Source organism: Brevibacillus panacihumi W25 (genome assembly GCF_000503775.1).
Taxonomy (GTDB): Bacteria; Bacillota; Bacilli; order Brevibacillales; family Brevibacillaceae; genus Brevibacillus; species Brevibacillus panacihumi_A.
Genome location: NZ_KI629787.1, coordinates 105,721 through 125,834 on the forward strand (window position 1 = coordinate 105,721; position 20,114 = coordinate 125,834).

The 20,114-nt window shown below is 45.9% G+C and carries 12 protein-coding genes; 10 read left to right on the plus strand and 2 right to left on the minus strand.

Features of this window, described 5'->3' with window-relative positions:
- The first annotated feature begins 5 nt into the window (after nucleotides 1-5).
- From T458_RS53975 to T458_RS56190, 7 genes are all read left to right on the plus strand, one after another.
- Nucleotides 6-842: a flagellar hook-basal body protein gene (locus T458_RS53975; protein ID WP_023555225.1), complete on the plus strand. Its 837-nt coding sequence runs from the start codon at nucleotides 6-8 to the stop codon at nucleotides 840-842.
- Nucleotides 843-870: 28 nt separating this feature from the next.
- Nucleotides 871-1,122, plus strand: coding sequence for a DNA-directed RNA polymerase subunit beta (locus tag T458_RS53980; RefSeq protein WP_023555226.1), 252 nt, complete (start codon nucleotides 871-873; stop codon nucleotides 1,120-1,122).
- 136 nt (nucleotides 1,123-1,258) lie between these two features.
- The gene (locus T458_RS53985; RefSeq protein WP_035316410.1) at nucleotides 1,259-1,783 is read left to right on the plus strand and encodes a CDP-alcohol phosphatidyltransferase family protein; all 525 of its coding nucleotides are present in this window, start codon (nucleotides 1,259-1,261) and stop codon (nucleotides 1,781-1,783) included.
- A 165-nt stretch (nucleotides 1,784-1,948) separates the two neighbouring features.
- Complete coding sequence (gene fabZ, locus T458_RS53990; RefSeq protein WP_023555228.1) at nucleotides 1,949-2,410, plus strand: 3-hydroxyacyl-ACP dehydratase FabZ; 462 nt, start codon at nucleotides 1,949-1,951, stop codon at nucleotides 2,408-2,410.
- A gap of 91 nt (nucleotides 2,411-2,501) precedes the next feature.
- On the plus strand, nucleotides 2,502-3,239 hold the full coding sequence (locus T458_RS53995) for a WecB/TagA/CpsF family glycosyltransferase (protein ID WP_023555229.1): 738 nt from the start codon (nucleotides 2,502-2,504) through the stop codon (nucleotides 3,237-3,239).
- A 25-nt stretch (nucleotides 3,240-3,264) separates the two neighbouring features.
- The gene (locus T458_RS54000; protein WP_023555230.1) at nucleotides 3,265-4,362 is read left to right on the plus strand and encodes a glycosyltransferase family 4 protein; all 1,098 of its coding nucleotides are present in this window, start codon (nucleotides 3,265-3,267) and stop codon (nucleotides 4,360-4,362) included.
- Between the two features lie 185 nt (nucleotides 4,363-4,547).
- Nucleotides 4,548-9,689: an Ig-like domain-containing protein gene (locus T458_RS56190; RefSeq protein WP_023555231.1), complete on the plus strand. Its 5,142-nt coding sequence runs from the start codon at nucleotides 4,548-4,550 to the stop codon at nucleotides 9,687-9,689.
- A gap of 38 nt (nucleotides 9,690-9,727) precedes the next feature.
- Here T458_RS56190 and T458_RS54005 read toward each other — a convergent pair whose 3' ends face one another.
- Together T458_RS54005 and T458_RS54010 are read right to left on the minus strand one after the other, a co-directional pair.
- The gene (locus T458_RS54005) at nucleotides 9,728-10,159 is read right to left on the minus strand and encodes a hypothetical protein (RefSeq protein WP_023555232.1); all 432 of its coding nucleotides are present in this window, start codon (nucleotides 10,157-10,159) and stop codon (nucleotides 9,728-9,730) included.
- 72 nt (nucleotides 10,160-10,231) lie between these two features.
- The gene (locus tag T458_RS54010) at nucleotides 10,232-10,885 is read right to left on the minus strand and encodes a YigZ family protein (protein ID WP_023555233.1); all 654 of its coding nucleotides are present in this window, start codon (nucleotides 10,883-10,885) and stop codon (nucleotides 10,232-10,234) included.
- Between the two features lie 228 nt (nucleotides 10,886-11,113).
- Between T458_RS54010 and T458_RS54015 the strand changes: the two genes are divergently transcribed.
- From T458_RS54015 to T458_RS57485, 3 genes are all read left to right on the plus strand, one after another.
- The gene (locus T458_RS54015) at nucleotides 11,114-12,403 is read left to right on the plus strand and encodes a TolC family protein (RefSeq protein ID WP_252989884.1); all 1,290 of its coding nucleotides are present in this window, start codon (nucleotides 11,114-11,116) and stop codon (nucleotides 12,401-12,403) included.
- A gap of 347 nt (nucleotides 12,404-12,750) precedes the next feature.
- Nucleotides 12,751-15,987, plus strand: a complete 3,237-nt coding sequence (locus T458_RS54020; RefSeq protein ID WP_023555235.1) for an S-layer homology domain-containing protein — start codon at nucleotides 12,751-12,753, stop codon at nucleotides 15,985-15,987.
- 183 nt (nucleotides 15,988-16,170) lie between these two features.
- Nucleotides 16,171-20,109 carry a hypothetical protein gene (locus tag T458_RS57485; protein ID WP_023555236.1) on the plus strand — a complete coding sequence of 1,313 codons (3,939 nt, stop codon included), beginning with the start codon at nucleotides 16,171-16,173 and terminating at the stop codon, nucleotides 20,107-20,109.
- The last annotated feature ends 5 nt before the right edge of the window (nucleotides 20,110-20,114 follow it).

Sequence of the window (20,114 nt, forward strand, 5' to 3'; positions counted from 1 at the left end):
TCAAGATGCAGTCGCTTAATATTTCATCTTCTGCGCTGCGAGGCATCCAATACGCGCTTGACAACACTGCGAACAACATGGCGAATCTGGAAACAGCCGGATATAAGCGCCGAGCGGCCTCATTTTCCGAGTTGCTTGCTGATTCAATGAACGAGCAGCCCGCACTGGACCGGGAAAATCGGAATTCGCCTGTTGGACTTCGCATGGGCAGCGGAGCCAGACTGGGCATGACCAAGCTGGATATGGCTCAAGGCAGCATGAAGCCGACAGATGTGCCGACGGATCTGATGATTCAAGGTGAAGGCTTTTTTATGGTTGGCTCGCAGATGAGAGATGCGAACGGTGTTATGAAGGAAGAATTCCTGATGACGCGAAACGGAAACTTTCACCTGGAGCATAATAACTACTTTAACGGATTTGTGCTTGTTGCACCTACTGGCCATATCTTATTGGGTGAAAACGGGTCTCCCATTGTAATCGGTGAGGATGAGATCAGAGATTTTGAGGTATCTGAAGATGGTTACATTGCAGCGAATGGCAATCCCACGTTTGAGCGGATCGGCCTCTGGAAGTCGGATAACCCAGACCAATTGAAGCAGATCGGCGAGAACCTCTACGATCCCGAGCTGCAAGAAGGTCAAGATCCTGCTGATGTATTCACATCCTCTTGGGACAACATGATTGCTACGATACGTCAAGGCGCATTGGAAGCCTCCAACGTAAACATGCAGGAAGAAATGTCTCAACTGGTGAACATTCAGCGTGCCTACCAGCTCAACTCACGGGCTATCGGCATCAGTGATCAGATGATGAGCATTGCGACATCGATACGGACCAGATAATTCCGCTCAGCAGATGGAGGATACGACAATGAACCAAGGAAAGGGACAGCGGTTCCCGCGAGATACCCAAGAGGTTACTCAAAAAGAACGTGTCAGGAGCGGCAAGAGCTTGCCTTTGACGTTGGCCAAAGTCTTGTTGGTCCCGATCCTGCTCTTTTTCTCTCTGGTCATCGGTTTAATGATTGGATACGGTTCGCTTGGGGACAAGCCAGCCGCAGAGGTTTTCGACTTAGGGACCTACAAGCATATGTACGATCTGCTTTTTTCAGATACGCAGTAGAGGATGTATTTTAAGCGGCCCGGACCATTGGTTTGGGCCCTGCGATTTTTCTTGTGGACTTGTTGTTTAGATTGTCCGCAGAGTATAATGGACCCGTTGGTTGAAAAAGGAAGTGCAGTTTTTCTGATACGGAGGGATATCCGTGAATCTTCCTAATGCGCTTACGATCTTTCGCATCGTTCTCATCCCTTTGTACCTCTACGTGTTTTTTTCGGGACTGCCCTACCACCTGGAGATTGCACTGGGAATACTGTTGGTAGCAGGCCTGACAGATATCGCGGATGGGTATATCGCGAGGAAGCACAAGCTCGTGACCACGTTTGGGGTCATGATGGACCCTCTGGCGGATAAATTGATGATGCTGGCTGTCATTGCCTCGTTTTTTCTCACGGAGCGGATCAGCGTATGGGCGACGCTGTTTTTCTTTGCCCGGGATGTGGCGATGATCGGCGTGGCTGCTGTCTACCATTTCAGAGGGAAAAAGACGGTGCCAGCCAATGCCTACGGAAAGCTGACCACTGTATTGCTGTATCTGGTCATCCCCTTGGTGATGTACCGCTACCCTTACAGTGAAGCCATTTTATGGTCGGTCATTGCGTTCTCTTTTTTAGCAAGCGCGATCTACCTGGGGAAGTTTCGATTATTGAACAAACCTGATTGATCAGTTGGAAAAAGAGCACTTCCTCAGGAAGGGAAGGAAGTGCTCCTTTTATCTCAACCCCGGACTCCCCAAGTACGGAGGCGGGTGGTTGAAAATAGTTTCAGTCTGCTGCATGTTCTTCATGCATGGACAAGCCTAGATAAGTATGGAAATGGAGCGGTGTTCATGGAAATCAAAGCACCTTTGGATAGCGTACAGATTCAGGCCATTATTCCACATCGGTACCCGTTTTTGCTGGTGGACAAGATTGTCGAGCTTGATTTGGGCAAACGAGCTGTCGGATTGAAAAACGTTACGATCAATGAGCCATTTTTCCAGGGCCATTTTCCGGGTTACCCGGTGATGCCAGGCGTGCTGATCGTCGAAGCATTGGCACAGGTAGGGGCTGTAGCGATGCTGAGCATGGAGGAACATCAAGGAAAAATCGGCCTATTCGCCGGCATTGACGGATTCCGTTTCAAGGATCAGGTAAAGCCGGGCGATACGTTGATCCTCGAAGTGGAATTGACACGCGTACGCGGCACGATTGGCAAAGGACACGGTCGTGCGCTGGTAAACGACAAAGTGGTTGCAGAAGGCGATCTGATGTTTGCACTGACTGCTGGTGCTGACCAGGCACATTCTTGATCTATCTTGAATGTGCTTTTCTTTTCAGTTAGAATGGCATCTGGGAACATTCTTGATTCGTTGACCGTCTAATGTACTGAAGGTGAAATCATTGACCAGTCCGGTTGCAAATATTCTCGGCGTATCGTTTACGACTCGCGGCTTTGACGAAACCGTAGCTCACCTGACACAACGGATTGACAGCGGAGAACAGACACATGTAATGACCGCCAATCCGGAAATTGTGATGCTTGCGAAAGGCCACTCAGCCTTTCGATCGATAGTAGACCAAGCCTATGTGGTGCCAGATGGGATTGGGATTGTCTACGCCGCAAAATGGACGAATCAGCCGATCTATGAACGTGTCACCGGGGTTGAGCTTGTGGAAGCCCTGATGGCCGAGGCTCATAAAAAACAGTGGAATGTGTATTTGTTGGGTGCGACTCCGGAAGTAATCAGGCTGGCAGCGGAAAAACTGTCCAACCGCTATCCGCAGGCGCGCATTGTCGGGTATAGAGACGGTTATTTTCGGCAAGACGAAGAAGAACAAATCGTCCGGGAGATCGCAAGCAAGAAGCCGGAGCTGCTTTTTGTCGCGATGGGTTCACCCAGACAAGATGAATGGCTCGCCCGGTATCGCGATCAGTTGAACGCTTCGCTGATGATGGGTGTGGGCGGCACCTTCGATGTGATTTCAGGAAAAGTAAAACGTGCCCCCCTTTTTTGGCAAAAGTTGAATCTGGAATGGTTGTACAGACTAATGGCAACGCCATCTCGTTGGAAACGGCAGCTGGCGATACCGAGATTTGTTTGGACCGTCTTCAGGGAAAAGTGGAGAAACCGCTCATAGAGCACCCGTAGAGAGGAGACAGCCGATGTCTACATCAATCTTCGGATTTTTGACTTCGCTGATCATTGCATTTATAGCTACACCTTATGTGAAAAAACTGGCTGTAAAAGTAGGAGCTGTGGATGCGCCCAACCAGCGCAAGGTCCACACACGGATCATGCCGCGCATGGGTGGATTGGCCATATACCTCGGTTATATGGTTGCCTTCTTCCTGTTCGTTCCGTTCGCGGAGAAAACGGAGATGCTGGGAATTTTTATCGGCAGCACGATCGTCATGCTGGTCGGGATGCTCGATGACAAATATCAGCTTTCCCCAAAATGGAAGCTGCTCGGTCAGCTTTTGGCGACCGTCATCGTCGTCGTCCCCTTTGGATTAAAGATCGGCGTGGTCAATCTGCCGTATTCCGGCAGCTTGGATTTTGGCAGCGGCTGGCTTTTGTGGCTGGCTGTCCCGATCACGATGTTCTGGATCGTCGGTGTGACCAATGCGGTCAACCTGATCGATGGGCTGGATGGCTTGTCGGCAGGAGTCTCGGCGATTGCCACAGCTACCATGGCGATCGTGGCCTTGCTGATGGACGAGTACAACGTCGCCATATACTGCTGTGTTCTGCTTGGTGCAATCCTAGGATTTCTGTACTTTAATTTTCATCCGGCACGCCTGTTCATGGGCGACACGGGTTCCTTGTTTCTGGGCTTCAACCTGGCGGCATTATCCATCATGGGCTTTAAGGAAGCACTGTTCGTTTCCTTCATCATCCCAATCGTAGTGTTGGGAGTTCCGCTCTGGGACACCTTCTTCGCCATCGTACGGCGAATCGTCAACAAAAAGCCGATATCCAGCCCGGACAAAGGCCATCTGCATCACTGCCTGTTGAACATGGGCCTGTCCCATCGCTCTACCGTACTGGTCATCTATACGATCAGCCTCTTCTTCGGAACGATGGCGATCCTTTTGACGAAGACGACGAAATGGACAACTCTCATCGTGATGGTCGCGCTGTTGATCGCGATCCATCTTGGGACGGAAATCGTCGGTCTGGTCAGCCGCAGACATCGCCCGTTGATCAATATTTATCGTCGATTGAAAGTGAAAATGTCGGAGCGGCGGAGTCATCCGTAAGATCGTCCAGGTGTAATTTTCTAAAAACCCTTGAACAGAATGTGACAAGATCACGTCCTGTTCGAGGGTTTTTTCTGTTTTTCGACCATTCTTTCAGATAGTTTACTCTTAAGTTTTCGTCAAAATATACCGATAAAGGAAAGACGAGACTATGTTTAAAAGATTGCAAAGAAGAGGTGAAACGAGTGGCTAGAAACTTGCTTGGTAGTAAAACCTGGATTTCGGCAGTACTTGCTTTCTTGATGGTGTTCACAACACTGCTGCCGTTTGGTGCGGGTGTTGCTCAAGCTGCAGGGGGACTCCAGTTTATCGGCATCAGCAACAATACGACACCGACCAATCCCCATATTCATTATTCATCGACCATTGATATTCAAGGTACGTATCCAACGAATGTTGACGGGAATGACCTTCGTTATCAGGTTACTTCGTTAACTGGTTCGCAACCGTCTGATACGAGCAGTATAAAGCCTTCTCTCGATCCGGCTACACGTACGTTTACGTTTCGAAACATTTCACTCATTCCTGGAGTAAACGTCATTGCTTTTTCATTTAAAAATGGCGATTCGAACACCGATTTGTCCAAGGTATATGTTCAGTACAGCAATACGCCAATGTTCTCCGACTTGAGGCTCGATACAGTATTTATGGAATCGGATCCGACAATTGTCGAAGTAAACACTCCTCGCAATACCACATTGCGTCTTTCGGGAAAAGCTCCTAACGCAGATTCAATAGTAGTGACAAATAAGACAACAGGAAAAACATTTACGGACTACATTAAAAGGACTTCCAATACCTTTTCGGTTGAAGTGGAAACCCAAATTGGCTTGAACGAAATGGATATCCATGCCTATAGCAGCAATAAAGAAGTGGCATTGATGAACAGAAGTGTATTGGTGATACCAAAAAGTAATGCTGAAGGGGCTTCGGACCAGTTTTATGATGTGAAAATAACTGGGCCTGTTGACCCTAATCCAACAAAAATTGAACAAATTCCACCAGCCAGAACAGAGGTAATACAAGCTTCTGGCTCAGGGCAGTTTGTGATTAGTGGGAAACTTTTGGTCAAGGTACAAGACGGGGCTACGATCCTTGACAAATACCAAAAAGACATCACCCCTCCTGATGCCCCTGTAGGATTAAAAGCTGTTACTGATTCAGTTGCAACTACAGTCGAGGGTATTGTGGAAGCAGATGCAACAGTTATTGTGAAAAAGGGAAACAATGAGCTTGGTAGAATACAGGCTGGGAGTAAAGGTGAGTTTAAATTTGATCTAAACGCAGTTCAACCGATTGGGACATCACTGAGCGTGACCGCAGTAGATGAAGATAAAAATAGTAGCTCTCCTTCAACTGTGATCGTTACAGAAAAACCGGATGATGAAAAGCCTGAAAATCCTGATGTTGCTGCATTTGATGTTACTACAGCAACACTAACTGGTAATGCAGAGGCTGGTTCGACCGTAAAAGTAATGGTGGGGAATCGATTGTTGGGAACAGATGTTACCCTACCTTCAGGGATATTTTCCGTGACACTATCCCCCGGTCCACTGCCAGGTACCACTTTAACTGTGACCGCTACGGATGCTGCTGGAAATATTAGTGATCCGACTGCATTTACTATTTCTGGTGGTCCGGTAACCAGAACAATCGTTACTCCTGAAGTGGACGCCGTAACGAATAAAGATACTAAAGTAACAGGAATTGCTGAGGCGCACACATTTATAGAGGTTTATAATGGAAACACCCTGCTAAATAAAAATGAGGTACAAACGGGTGATGACGGGAAATTTGAGGTAGAAATTTCCTCTCCACAACCAGCCAATACTCGTCTGACCGTTAAGGCAAATGATGGTGCAGGGGGAAATAGTAGTAATGAGGCTGTTGTAATTGTTAGGGTAGCGCCGACTACACCACCAGTAACTGCCGTACCGGCAAAACCGTCAGTAACCGCCTCTGTCTCCAATAAAGACACCGATATTTCTGTTAAAATTACAGATGGATCTACTTCGAGTATCTCTGTAAAAAAAGGAGCCAAGGTTCTTGGTACCAAACCAGTTACTGGGGCTGGTACGTACGTTGTAAATATTGCTCCAGTCGCAAATGGAGACAAGCTGTCGGTCATTGCAACAAACGCAAAAGGTGACAGTGATAAGGCAGAAGTGGTATCTGTTGTATCTAATAGCACTCTAGTCTTTACTTTGAATCGGTTAGATCAAAATGAAGAAATTTCATTAGATCTGACATACGAAGAGGATGAAAAGAGTATTTTGCCTTCCGGGTACAAAATATACAACATAGAAGGGGCAACATCATCTTCGCTTCAGTCAGATGGCGTATATGAAATGCAAATTGGGTATCAAACGCTAAGACAGAATGCAGACAATCTGTCCAATATTGTAAATGATGTCATCGTACAAAATCATCGATATCAGTTTGTATATAAGAGTACAGATGTTCCTAGATTTGGAAAAGTGACAAATGTATCTCACCCAGAAGCAGGAACAAACACAGAAACACGAATTCCGGTAAAGACAGACGGTAGTGTAAACGTAGTGAATATATTGCCTGCCAAGTTTGAAATTGAGACATTTAAAATGGGGACCCTACCAAAAAGTTCCGACTTTGCAGTCTATTTTAACAATAGTGAAACAAAGTTGAATGATGGCTCAGATTCAAAATCAAAGCAAGACTACGTATTTTCCAGCAAGAGCGGATCTATAACTCTGGAATTCCGTAATCTCCCGGCAAGCGAAACTACAGTAAAAGTAAAGTATCTAGATGATAAGGAGATTTCTTTCAAGGTAAAACCAGAAGTAGCTCCTTCGCTTCTCTTTTACTACACAGCATCCCGTGATGAAAAAGTGATTGACAGCTCATTGGAAATTACAGACTCTGATCCGAATAACTTTGTGATGGATGGCGGAGTCTTCCACGGAAAGTTGTACAATGTAAGTAGTACAAGAATTGAAGTGAGATTAAACGGCCAAAAAATTGATAATCCGTTCTATTCAGGTCCGACGAGAAATGCATCTGATAACGTAGTATGGTTCGAAATTCACAAGGATAAATTTTTGACAGATAAAAAGGAATGGAATTTAAAACAAGGGAATAACTCCCTCGTCTTTTCGTTAACAGATGACCCTAGAGTGAATTTTACTTACAACATTATCTACAACACTGAAAAAACTCCAAAGATTGAAGATGTCACGCTTAAGGTAGTAGAGAATAAAGGGGAAACAGAACTGGCGAAGAAGTCTTCCGATGCTGCTTATCGGACCTCGGCCCTTTTCTTGACCGAGTTCTCTTTTAAAGCGACCAACGTAGATGAAGGGGCTATCGCTACAATTACAAAAGACGGAAATGTCATTGCGAAATATAAGTTAAACGACAAGTCCGGAAACTGGGAGTTCCTAAACGACTCGGACTTTAAGAAATCCCGTGACGCAGCTATTAAAGGTAACACCCGTAATCTAGGAGCCATTTTCGATTCGACGACCTTCTCAAAAGGAAATAATATTCGCAACAAATTCACCTTCACCGCAGAAATGGATACAGATGAATATGGTCGAGAATTGGTCGAGGAACTTAGTGATGGCATGGGCCTGACTGGGGAGGAACTGGAGAACAGGCTGAAACTGTTCCCTATGACTCTCGCTAAAGGCGGAACGACGAATTACCAAATCGAGATTATCCAAGGTTCGGTCGCGACTCGGCACAATATCAGCATCACCCAGGATGCTCAAGCATGGACTGTCATTTCGCCAACCAAACTTGAAAATGCACAGTATATTACGGTGAATAGCAACTCTGTTCCAATCAAGATTTTTGCAGAAAAAGCAACCAAAGTGTTGTTTGGAAAAACGGAAGCAGTTGCCTATAATACTGACTTCCCTGATTATAAGTATGACTCGGACACAGGCAAACTCATCCCCGAGACATACTACGTATTCGAATCCAACGTGACCTTGAAGCCCGGTCTGAACACGATCAAATTCACGGTTCAGTTCGGCAGCAACAGCTACAACGACGAGATCAAAATCTTCAACCTGAACTCGGCGGTAGGTGGTGCTGAGAGCCGGGATGTATTTGGCAAAAAGCTTTCTTTCAGTGTATTTGAAAAAGCATTTGAACTGAAATTCCCATCAGGTACCGTCCTGCTGGCACCACAAAGCAATAAGGCAGGTTCGGAAGTGAATGCTCCTCAAACTGACATTTTCACCAACGTTCCGATCTATTTCGGTATTGCGGATCGTACGAATGGTCAAGTCAGCATCGATGACCATGGCCTGAAAAGAGATATGGAAGATTTGCTTCGCATCACCTCTGATTTCAACTATGCCAGCCCGCTCTACTATGTAGACGCAGGGAATGCCAAGCATGGCAGCATGGATGAAGATGAAGATCGGGCACCAGGGGGCCGTGACCCATACTTTGACGGAACGGTAAACAACGTGAAGATGGAACCGTTCATTGAGCGCTGGAGATACAATCTCGTGCCGAGCAAAGTCGGAACGGTTTCGATCAAGTACGATCCTTCCATTGTCAATGCGGCGAACAATATCCTCACCGTGTTCTACAATAACGGGGATGAATGGATCAATCTGGGCGGTGTCGTGAACACTTCCAAAAAGACGGTCACTGTGCCATTTAAAGGCTTCGGCTATTACATGGTCATGAAAACGCGCGAAACCTTCTCTGATGTAATCAACCATCCATTTGCGCGTGACGCGATTGAGACCTTGTACGCCAAAGGAATCATGAATGATGCACCAGGAAGCGGTTTCGGTACCGAGTTGAAAATCACTCGCGGCGAGTTCGCAACGATGCTCGTAAAAGCGCTGGATCTGCCAATCAATGCCGGGCCATATAGCGGCAACAGCGAAAGAAACCCGACCGAACCTTCTTTCAATGACGTCCATCCGGATTTTGACGATTGGAATTACGAGTACAAGTATATTGAAACGGCAGCTCGTGCAGGGATTGTGCGCGGAAAGAGCACACGCGGCTTCTTCCCGGATGATCCACTGACACGTGAAGAAGCGACAATCATGATTGCGCGTGCGCTCAATCTGAAGCTGGGCAATGCAGATGCAGCCATGCTGGCTCTGGGCAAGTCCTTTACAGACGGACAACAAACCGGCTACTATGCTGCTCCATCCGTACTGGCAGTAACCAAAGCCAAAATCATGAATGGGGAAGTCAATGATCCATCGGCTAAAAAGCCAACCTATCGCTTCAATCCAAAAGGGGATTTGACCCGTGCAGAGATGGCGATCATTACGATTCGGATCATGACTCAACTGAAAAAATTGCCGAAGTAAAATAACAAAGCAAAAGAGCTGAAGCAACGATAACCGCTTCAGCTCTTTTCTTTTCCGTACTTGTCCACTTGTTCACGCAGCAGATAGATTTCCCTTTCATGCTCCCAGACTTTTGTCTCTATGAATGCAAGATGTTTTCTCTTCCCGCTCTGTTCCTCCCGCATCTCACGGACTTCCTCATAGAGCTTATCCAGCCGCTCGTTTGTATTGGTAATAGCCTGAAATAGTTCCGCACACATGTCCTCCACGTGGCGTGTAAGGGTTTCTTGGCGTTCCATGCGCTGTTCTAGTTGTTCAAAGCGCTTGTCATGTTCATCCAGTCTTTTCTCAATTCGATCTAATCGCTGTTCGATCCGTTCAAACCGTTGGTCAATCTGTTCGAACCGCCTTTCCATGTGTCCGAACAAATCGTCCAGGCGGGACAGGACTTGACCTGCTAAGCTATTGTCATCACCCGTTGAATGACCCATATAGAAGCCTCCCTTTATGCACGACTTTTATATGAATATCGTAAGCGAAGATAGAAGCCGCGGCAAGTATATCTACTCCTCATCCCCCACCGCTTCGACAGGCACTTCGACATACTCCTTCTCGCCAAACACAACCTTCGCCTGACCGTTCGTCAAATCGACCATCCCTGCGACGAAAGCATCCTGTTCACCCTCGGGAATCAGCACATGGGCGGTTACTTTATCTGTAAAATCCGTCCCGATTACCCGATGCTCCCCGAGACGCAGTTCATTTTCGACTTTTCCCCACCAGGTGTAATCCACTTGTACGGAGATCTTTTGATGCAAGGTATGGACGACGATGCGTGCCGCTTTGAGCGCTGTGACGGTCCCTGCTGTATAGGCGCGGACCAATCCCCCGGCCCCCAGCTTGATGCCGCCAAAATAACGGGTCACGACCACGACTGTATCCTTCACTCCATTTTTCTTGATGCATTCCAGAATCGGCTTTCCTGCGGTTCCGCTCGGTTCGCCATCATCGCTGGAGCGCTGGATCTGGTCGTTCTCCCCAATCACGAACGCCGAACAGTTGTGGGTCGCATCCCAGTGTTTTTTCTTGATCATCGCGATGAAAGCCGATGCTTCTTCTTCCGTCGTCACCCTCTGGGCATACCCGATAAATCGAGAACGTTCTATTATAATGTCATCTTCTCCGTAGCCTGCTACTGTCTTATACTGATGCAGCATCTTCTTTCACCTCTAGAAAAGGATAGCATGCAAAAACAAAGTTCGCGATTCCTGAAATGTTTTTGACACAAAATCGTATTAGTATTACGAAGAGGAGTATGCGAAAATGAAAGAAAAAGGACCCATGTGCAAATAGTGGCAATGGATTCATTTTTCGTGTACGAAACATTCTCTTGTGTTATATTGTTTGTGGGACAAACTGTAATATTTTGATCAGAAGGAGTGTACATGATGAACTTTCCATACTCGTCGAAAAAATGGCAAAAGATCAGTATGGCAGCAGTCTTGACTACTGTACTCGGCGTCGGTTCCTTGACCGCCTACGCGAATACGGGCACAGACGAAGCCAAAGCGACTGAGACATCGACACAAGCTGAGCAATCAGCCGATACGGCTAAACCTGCCAATGCAGAAGAGCCAAAAGCTGCAGCGAAGGAAGCTACAGCCGAGAGCAAGGCAACAACTACTGCAGAACAAACCAACACGACAACCAAACCAGCAGCGACTGTTGGATTGGAGAATCTGACGCTGGAAAAAGCGATTGAACAGGCGCTTGAAAGCAACGCTCAACTGGAGACTGCTCGCTTGAACGTAAAAAATGCAGATCTCAACTCCATGCTGGCATACAAAACACCAGCCCAAATGCCGGATGATATGATCGGTACTCTGGATGCGGCCAAAGCGAAATACGTAAACAACGCAACTATTGAGATGAACCGCAAGCTCAATGCATTGAACTTGAAGGCCACAGAGAGCAAGATCAAACTGGGCGCACAACAAGCCTACTATGATTTGCTCTATGCTCAAGATGACTACAATCTGAAAAAACAAAGCTTGGCTCGTGCCGAGGCCCAACTGAAGGTAGCGAAAGCAGCCTTTGAAGTTGGAACCAAGGCGAAAACAGATGTACTCCAGGCAGAGATGGGCTTGGCCGGTGCACAGGCTGCCTTGACGACAGCGCAAAACAATCTTGAGATCGAACGCATGGATTTGAATGATTTCCTTGGCGTGGATCTGGACAAAAAGTGGAACATTATCGTCTCCCACAAACAAACTTCTCCGGTTACGCAAACACTGCAACAGGCAGAAGCCGAGGCATTGCAAAAACGCGTGGAGATGACACAGGTAAAAGAAGAGCTGAAGCTGGCAGAGCTAAACGTGGAGCTTGTGGAGAAATACTCCGTCATGGCTACTTATCAAGGCCGTATCGCACGAAATAATGTAGAAACGGCAAAGCTGGCGATCGAACAGAAGGAGCGCGAGATCTCCAAGGAAGTGGCTCAGGCCTACTACAACCTGAAAGCTGCGTACCAGGCGATCGAGTTCCAGAAGAAGGCCCAGGAAGCAGCTGCGGAGAGCTATCGCTTGACCAATCTGCGCTTTGAAAATGGGCTTGCGACAACCCTGGAAGTGATTCAGGCAGAAGAAGAGCTGTCCGATCGCGAGAACCAGTACCAACGTGCAATCCGTACTTACAATCTGGCGGTAGTCAACTTCCAGACAGCTTTGGGCAACTAAGGGAATCCCTACAAAAATTTGATCACAATTGGAAAAAGGTTGAGGAGTGACAGACTGCCGCACGTACCCTATAATACGATTTGTGGCGGATGTCACTCGTACATAATCCAAGTGAATACGACCACCAAAAAAGTTTTAAACTTTTTTTCAAAGGCTGCGCAACTTTTGCTGAGCTGAGGCGTTTAATAGGATGTCACACGAAACACGGGGAATTGTGTAAAAAAGATTCACGAATTCTAGCTACTGTGTTACACTAGTGATTGTTGCATTTTACACAATACTGTATATACTAGAGAATTTTAACACGGAAAAAGCGATGCTGTCCTGCGGAAGGAGGTGACACGCGCTTGCAGGATTCGGGCTTTAAAAAGAAAGATAGATTAACAACGAATATTCCCCAAGAACAATTTGTTTATACTAGAGGAGGAGAACACAAGGTTATGAAAAAGGTTGTTAACAGTGTACTGGCTAGTGCTCTAGCACTTACAGTTGCTCCTATGGCTTTCGCTGAAGAAGCAACTCAAGCTCCAGCAATGGATGCTAACATGGAAAAAACGGTAAAACGTTTGGAAGCACTTGGACTGGTTGCTGGTTATGGAAACGGCGATTACGGCGTAGACAAAACCATCACTCGTGCTGAGTTCGCTACTCTGATCGTTCGTGCTCGCGGACTGGAGCAAGGTGCGAAACTGGCTCAATTCCAATCCACTTTCACTGACGTACGCACTACTGACTGGTTCTCCGGTTTCGTAAACGTAGCGTCTGGTCAAGACATCGTTAAAGGTTTCCCAGACAAATCCTTCAAACCGCAAAACCAAGTTACTTATGCAGAAGCAGTTACTATGATCGTTCGCGCTCTGGGTTATGAGCCAGCGGTTAGAGGCGACTTCTGGCCAAACAACTTCATCGCAAAAGCTTCCGAGCTGAACATTGCGAAAAACATCGCAGCTCCAAACAATGCCGCAACTCGTGGCGAAGTTTTCAAAATGCTGGACAACGCACTTCGCGTAAAACTGTTGGATCAAATCGAATTCGGTACTGACATCCGTTTCGAATACTCCAAAGAAACTCTTCTGACTAAATACCTGAAAGTAACCGTTCGCGATATGGACTGGGTGAACGACGAGAAACTGGATGGCGAAGATCTGCCATTCGTAACTAACGTACCAGTTATCGGTCTGGGTACTCTGAAAGCTAACGAAATCACTCTTTCCGGTAAAGCAGCTGGTCTGGGCAGCAGCATGACTTACAAAGTTGCTGACGGCATCAACCCTAACGAGTTCGCTGGCCAACACGTACAAGTTTGGATCAAAGATGATGCTCCAAGCACAATCGTATGGATGGAAGGTTCCGCAGATGAAGATGTAATCATGGACCGCCTTGGCGACTTCTATTTGGACGGCACCAACATCAAAAACGACGGAAGCAAACTGTCCAAAGACAGCGACATCAAGAAGCTGAAATTGGAACTGGATGGCTCCGGCAAAACATACAAATTCAGTGAAGATGTAAAAGTTACTTACAACTTCCACACTTACGATTCGCTTGAGGCTTTGCAAGACATCATCACTGATACCGATGGCTTCGCTTTCTCTGCGAAACTTGTTCTGAACAACGACAACGAAATCAGTTACATTCACGTAATTGATGACCAAACCATGAACAAATCCGTAAAAGAAGTAAAATACGGATCCAAAATGATCGAGAAAATCGATGCAGACAAGAAAAAAATCTACAACCTGGATGACAAATCTTTCGGTGAGCTGGAAGATCTGGAAGAAGGTGAAGATTTCCTCGTATTCCTGGACAACAAACCTTCCAAACTGTCTGAACTGCAACCAATGGACGTATACAACGTCTACTATGCTGGTGGCGACGATGACAAATTGCTCGTGTTCGCTACTCGTAACGTTGTAGAAGGTAAAGTAGAGAAAATCACCATGAAGAGCGCTACTGACAACCGTCTGGTAATCGACGGCAAAACGTACCGCTTCCGTCTGGACCACTCCACTTACTCTGACAACGGCAACAAAGATATCGAGGATATCACTAAGAATAACCAAGACACCATCAAAGACCTGGATGGCGAAGAAGTAAAACTGTACCTGGATGCATCCGGCCGTATTCGTCACATTGAAACTGCTGATGCCATCACAGATCGTCGCTTTAAAGCAACTGTTAGCAAACAAGCTCTGTACAGCGGTGGAGACTTCAACTTCCAAGTAGTTTCCGAAAGTGGTAAAAAAGTTGACATCACTATCGATCCAAAAGACATCAAAGGTACTGATGGTAAACAATACCCTGAGGATAACGTAGAGGAAGACTTCGCACCAGACAAAGAAAACCCACTTCTGTTGGAAGTAACTTTGGATGCGAAAGGCGAAGCTGAAAAAGTAAAAGTTCTGCCTACCAAACTGTATAAGTCCTCTGGAAACGCTTGGTTGGATAATGCAGACGAAGACGAAGATATCCTGAAGCACAATGGTAAAGGATACGAAGTTACTAGCGATACTGCAATCTTCGACCTGACCAGCGAAATCGAAGGAAGCAAACGCAAAACCCTGAAAAAACCAGGTATTGCGAAGTTCAGCAAAATCGCTGACCAAAGAAACACTTCCGTTCTCTACACATTGAACGAAGACGATCTGGAAGTAGATGCTATCTTCGTGATTGAAGGTAAATCTGCTAGCAGCGATATGCAATATGGTCAAATCGTACAGTACGACCGCAGTGGTGGCAAACACACCATGAAAGTGGTAACTGTTGTTGACAAAGAAGTTAAAGAAGTTGAATACACGCTCGATGACAAGTCTAGCGAATTGACTGACAGAGGCATCAAAACAGGTGACTTTATCGCATTCAGCCTGAACGGCAGCGATGAAGTAGTTGTTGACGAAGTTGTTGAAGTAGTTGACGCTGCTGACGACATCGAGTCTCTGAAATTGCTGGATGAAGATGATTACAGTGATGCTGAGATCTACGACATCAGCGCTGCTATCGCAACCAAAATCGATGGCAACAAAATCACTTATGTAGCAAAAGACGAAGATGGTAAGAAGCTCGGCGAGAGAGACTACATCGTTCGCAGCAACACTGCTTACTTCAATGCTTATGACATCGAACCAGGTGACAAAGTTGAAGAGGGCGACTACATCGTTCTGTTCAGCACAGAAGACGTTGCTAGCCGTTACGACTATGTACTCTTCATCAACAGCAAGAAAGATGTTGAGAGAGAAGATCTCGAAACTGAAGGCTTCTTGGCTCAAGCTAAATATGATGAAGATGGTAACGGTGGCGGCGACGACGACATCACACCAGACCTGAAAGTTGACTCCTTGGCATGGTCCGGAGTTGACAAACTGGGCGGTCTGATGAAAGAGTTCTCCGTAACAGGTACTGCTGTTAAAGGTGCAGAAGTAGAAGTTACAATTGGTAAACAATCCAAAACTGTTACTGCAGATGACAAAGGTAAATTCACTGTAGAAGGCATCTTGGGTAAAGCTGATGTAACTGACGCTGTTATCACAGTAACTGTTGGTAAAGAGTCTAAAGAGTACGAAGTAACGATTGAACTCGAAGACTAATCTCCAATCAACAAGATAGTAGAGACTTGATACGATTGATAAGGGGCAGAGGGTTTACCCCTCTGCTCTCATTCAATCAAGAAGGTTTTAAACAGTACGGAGGAACACACTCACCTAAAGTACATACATCATGAGTGTTTCTCATAAAAAAAATTCCTATTTTTCAATCTGGAGGGGTAGTACGTGAATAAAAAGCTGGTCCTTTCTGTTCTTTCGACCGCAGTAGTAGCTAGCATGGCTTCCGCTGCTATGGCAAAACCACAACCTGGTTTCTATGTAGGTGGAGATGTTGACAAGTACTACAGCATCGATGCGTTCTTCGACAACTTTGACGACGCGTTGAACGAAATCATTGACGAAATCGGAGATACAGTATTTGTAGACACCAATGCAAATGCAGCTCCATTCGTAGAAGCATTGAATGCAGAAACTACTGAAGATCTCAACGCTATCTTGAAGCCAGCTACTAAAGCTACTTTCGGTGACAATGTTTACGCTAACGTTGGAGATCCAACTAAGCCTTACGATCCGGCTCAAGACCCAGATCTCGTCGATGGAACTCCTGTAGGTGATTTGGTTGTTGAAAGCGTAAGTGCTAATAACCTCACAACTGTAACTGTTAACTTCAACCAAGCAGTTGATGAAGTTGCAGCAGCTAATTTCTCTATCCCAGGTCTGACAGTAACATCTGCTACCCTGTCTGATGACAAGAAGGTAGCGACTCTTTCTGTAACTGGTACTGAACTTGGCAAAAACTACACAGTGACTATCTCTGGCGTGAAAGTAAACGCAGAAGTTCAACCTAACGTCACTGCAAGCTACACTGCACCTTCTCAAGATGACCTGTATAACCCATCATTGGAAGCGAAAGCAACTGTATTGAAATCTGATGGTGCTTCTAGCACATTGGTTACATTCAAACTGCTTGACGCTGCAGGCAATCTGATGACTGATGCACAAGATGTTGAGGTTGCTTTCTCTGCAACATTCGGTAACTTTGCTGAAAAACGTGTAACCGTACAAAATGGCGTTGCGACAGCAATGTTTACATCTGAAGCTTTGACCTCTGACAAAGTAGCAGAAATTACTGCACAAGTGGTAGAAGCACAGGATAAGAATCTGATTGGTCTGAAAGAAACCACTAGCATTCTGTTGACTCCAAACCCTGAGTCTGTTGATCCAACAACAGGTGCCCTGATGACAGAGGCAGAAGCATTCCAAGCTGATCGTGTGGTTGCTTACTTTAACAAAGCTGTAAAAGTAGAAGATTTCACTTATACAACTGGTATTAACAAAGGTAAAATTGACCCTAAAAAAGCAACGGTTACGGTAACTACTGCGGTGAAAAATGATTTGACAGGCGGACAACAAGTTACTGTACTTGGCTTGGCTCCGGTTGCAGGGAATGATAAAGCTCTCCAATTGATTTTGGATGAAGCTGATGGGGATTTCCCTCTGGTAGACAATGCTAACGTGAAGGTTGAATTCACTGATCTTCGTGGTACTATCGCTGTACCAAGTACCAAAGGCTTCAAACTGACTGATGCGCGTAAACCGGCAATGCTGAGTGTAACTCGTGAAGGTCTGAAAACAATTAAGGTTGCATTCTCTGAACCTGTAAACCTCACTTCTGAAACCGAAGCCAACTGGATCATTGACGGTAAGGTGCTGAGCGATAAGGCATATGGTGACGCTGCAGTTAATCCTCTCTATGGTGCAACAGCGACAGTTGGCGAGTTCAAACCAGAAACTGGTGAAGACACAAGACACGTTGTAACCATCACACTTGGTAAAGACAAAGATGGTAACCAAATCTACTTCCAATCTGGTACGCATTCTATCCAAGGTGCAAACATTGGTGACTGGGCTCAGAATACCGATCAACAAGCTAACCTCATGAACACACAAACATTGGACTTTGTAGTACCAGTTGATAATGGTGCACCTGGTGCTACGGTTGAAGTTCAGTCTCCTGAGCAGTACGTTGTTACCTTCGATAAGGATATCAATCAAGCTGCTGCTTTCCTCGAGACTAATTTGAAACTTCAAAAGTACAATACAGAAACATCTGCTTGGGAAGATGTTACAAACCCAGTAATTGATGTGACTGATATCAGTGAAGATGGTCAGTACAAATTCTTGGTTGAAGTACAAACAGACTGGACTCAAGTTTACGATACCGAAAATACCAAGAAAAACTACTATAACGACAGCTACCGTCTCCACCTGGATAAAGACAAGGTAACTGCAGCTTCTAATGGTACGAAGAATGCTGAAATTAACTTGGCACTTGGTGGAGCAATGACATCACCTGACGTGACAAGCCCAACGATTAGCGCAATTGTTAAAACCCCTGATACAGAAGAAGGTACATCCTACGATGTAACAATGTCTGAACCAGTGAAAATTAACGCTGGCGCTAACACTGAGGGGTTGACTCCTTCCGAAGCTCAAGGAAATGATGCGGGCGTTCCGGTTCCTACAGCGGAATTTATTAAAAAGGACAAGAGCCAAACCGTTCCAGGTGTTGTTGCAACATCGTTTGTGGATGATGAGGAAAAAGTCATTCGCGTAACTCCTCAAGAGGAATTGGAAGCTGGTGAATGGACGCTGGTTGTACGTTCCATCTCCGATGATGTAGGTAACACTGCTGCTTCTGCTACCAAAGACTTTACCGTTGTAAAAGAAGTAGCTGATACTGACTTCCGTGTAACATGGGCAGTTGCTGACTTCGATGGTATCATTGACAATGTAGCTACTGTGGATGATGCAAATAATGATTATGTTTTCGTTAAGTTCAGCAAAGCAGCTGCAATCACTGGTGACTTCAAAAACGTGTTGAAGACATCCAACTACACCTTGAATGGTGCTGCATTGCCACAAGGTACACAAATCTTTGGTGATATTGCTGGATACGATGACATGGATAAATATGTTGATTCCATCACTATTAAGTTGCCAGAGGGCTCTGTAACAGATCCTGCAACTACTGTTATTAACATCTCTAGCTATCTGGAAAGTGCAGATGGTGAAACACTTGGTAACCCAGGTGAGAAAAAACTGCCGTATAACTTTGGTGAAGCAGCTACTGTAGTAGATACCCTTGATGAACTGAAAGACGCTTTGGCTGATGATTCTATCCGCGACATTAGATTGGGTGCTAGCCTTACAACTGCCACTACACTGAATGTTAATCGCCTGGTTGATATCGACCTGAATGGAAATACCATCGATGGTAATGTTTCTGTCAGCTCGACTGAGGGTGGTAAAATGGAAGTTCTCGGTGGTACAATCGACGGAAACTTGACAGTTAATACACCTAACGCTGACTTCACAGTTGGTGCAGGAACAACTGTAACTGGTACCACAACTATTAAAGACGTTGCAAGCAGCACATTTGTTAACAATGGTGAACTTGGTGCTGTATCCATCGAAGATGCAAACGGTACTCAGTTTGTTAACAATGAAACTGTCGGTACTGTAACTGTTGCTACATCTGGCAATGTAACATTGGATGGAGCAATTGGTAATGTTGTGGTGACTAAAGCTGCAAAACTCACAATCGAAGGAGATGTTACTAACCTGACTGCAAAGGCTACTGGAGTAGTTCTTGTTGAAGGTACTGCGTCTAATCTGATCGTTGAGGGTGGTTCCTTCAAAGATAAAGATGGTAAAGACATTACTGAAAATGTTCAAAATCCAACCGGTGACGCAGCAGCAGCAAAAGCAGTTGATGACAAAATTGCTGCGCTTCCAGCAGTAGCTGAATTGACTCTTGAAGATGAAGCAAAAGTAAAAGCTGCACGTGATGCTTATACAGCACTGACCGCTGGTCAAAAAGCTCTAGTTAAAAACCTGGATACTTTGACTGCTGCTGAAGCTAAAATTGCTGAGTTGACTGAGCCAAGCACTGAGCCAAGCACAGAGCCAAGCACTGAGCCAAGCACTGAGCCAAGCACTGAGCCAAGCACTGAGCCAAGCACTGAGCCAAGCACTGAGCCAAGCACTGAGCCAAGCACTGAGCCAAGCACTGAGCCAAGCACTGAGCCAAGCACTGAGCCAAGCACTGAGCCAAGCACTGAGCCAAGCACTGAGCCAAGCACTGAGCCAACAAATCCTTAATAAGT

What these genes read in the sequence shown, in the direction of transcription:
- T458_RS53975 (WP_023555225.1), top strand. Translation starts at nt 6, where the DNA reads ATGCAGTCGCTTAATATTTCATCTTCTGCGCTGCGAGGCATCCAATAC.
- T458_RS53980 (WP_023555226.1), top strand. Translation starts at nt 871, where the DNA reads ATGAACCAAGGAAAGGGACAGCGGTTCCCGCGAGATACCCAAGAGGTT.
- fabZ (WP_023555228.1), top strand. Translation starts at nt 1,949, where the DNA reads ATGGAAATCAAAGCACCTTTGGATAGCGTACAGATTCAGGCCATTATT.
- T458_RS54000 (WP_023555230.1), top strand. Translation starts at nt 3,265, where the DNA reads ATGTCTACATCAATCTTCGGATTTTTGACTTCGCTGATCATTGCATTT.
- T458_RS54005 (WP_023555232.1), bottom strand. Translation starts at nt 10,159, where the DNA reads ATGGGTCATTCAACGGGTGATGACAATAGCTTAGCAGGTCAAGTCCTG.
- T458_RS54010 (WP_023555233.1), bottom strand. Translation starts at nt 10,885, where the DNA reads ATGCTGCATCAGTATAAGACAGTAGCAGGCTACGGAGAAGATGACATT.
- T458_RS54015 (WP_252989884.1), top strand. Translation starts at nt 11,114, where the DNA reads ATGATGAACTTTCCATACTCGTCGAAAAAATGGCAAAAGATCAGTATG.